This is a genomic window from Pedobacter segetis (assembly GCF_016623585.1).
GTDB lineage: Bacteria > Bacteroidota > Bacteroidia > Sphingobacteriales > Sphingobacteriaceae > Pseudopedobacter > Pseudopedobacter segetis.
In genome coordinates this window covers 1-1,391 of sequence record NZ_JAEHFY010000052.1, presented here as the reverse complement: position 1 = coordinate 1,391, position 1,391 = coordinate 1, and the positions used below count along the sequence as shown (strand labels likewise).

Sequence of the window (1,391 nt, the reverse complement as noted above, 5' to 3'; positions counted from 1 at the left end):
CGTAATCTACGGCTACTATTACGGGGATATTTGCTGATAAAGCTCCTTTGATGTAACCCGCAGCTTTTTTTGCTTCAGTAATATTAACTCCTGCAGAGGTATTTATCTTATAAGTACTTCCAATAGTTTCATAACCAGAAATTTCATATCCCAATTTGGCAATCTGTTCTTTTGCCAATACAAAACAGTTAATCCCTAACCTATACTTAACAAAATCACTTTCTGGTATCACAGTTTTAATGGTTGGCCAAGGGTCCTGGTCTTGGTATTCCGGGTAAACGGTGGTATCGTCCCCACCGACCCTTTCGTCGTTGGTCTCTATGTTCAGGTTATCATCTGGGTTCATCACCAAGGTGTTACCCGTTCTTAGGTCTTCCATACTCTGTCTGATACCAGCCTTATATTCTTCTGATATTGTTGCGCTTAGCATAGATGCTTCTATATCTTCAGCAACTGATTTATGGATATAAAGATATTCCTTATCATCTTGGCTAAAGTTGAAGAATTCTGCAATAGCATTGACCTTCGCCTGGGTCGGTGTAACAAGAATCGGACTTCCCCCACCAGAGGAAGGGTCACAAATTGTTGGTTGCGGGCTTCCTCCGGCAAAATCCAGTTTATGGCCCGGGTCTGCGGAATTCCCAGCGACCATGCCACCTTCATCGCATGGGTCGAAATCGCCTGGTACGTTTGGGGTGGTATTCCCATCTCCACCGCCGCCGCCACCGCCTCCTCCTCCAACGGAAGGTGGGGAATCATCTTCGGAACAGATCAATACCGCCCTTTCCTCAACAGAATAGTGCGCCCCGCCCTCTTGCCCTTCCAGCACACATCCCGCCTCGCCGGGCCAATGGCGGTTATCGGGAGGGCCGACACAGGGTCTTGCGACGATATATGATACATGGATGACGGAGCAAGTGGTGCTGTTTGTCCCAATTGCTGTAGATGTTGTCTTTATGGAGCTGCTGACCTCATCGAGGTTAATCCTTTGCACCTGGATATTTCCTTCCCAACCCTCTATCCTTTTCCGTTTGTACTGTTCTACCCATTTTTTAGTCGGGGTATATCTCGTCAAGAAGGCAGAAACTCTGTCGCCGTCTTTTTCTATGGTTAGGTTCTCAAAACTGATAGCCCGCGGAGTCCTTGGGGCAAGGGAAAAAACGAAGCTTTTCTTTCCGTTGAGTTCTAAGAGCTTGATGCTGTCAAGATTTATGGATAAACCATTATTATCGGAACTCAGGTTGGATATGAACTTGGTCTTCCCTACGTTCTTTAAAAAATTGTTTTTCAACGGGCCTAATTTTTCTATGTTAATTTCTTCCTTGAATTGTTGGAGGCCGACATCGTTGATGGTTGCGCCACTTTTTGATATGATTACAATTGGCGCTTTT

1 protein-coding gene is annotated in these 1,391 nt (G+C 45.5%); it reads right to left on the bottom strand.

Annotated elements, in window-relative coordinates; genetic code table 11:
* Positions 1-1,391: hypothetical protein (locus I5M32_RS16520; protein ID WP_200588273.1), on the bottom strand; the 1,391-nt coding region annotated here is incomplete at both ends.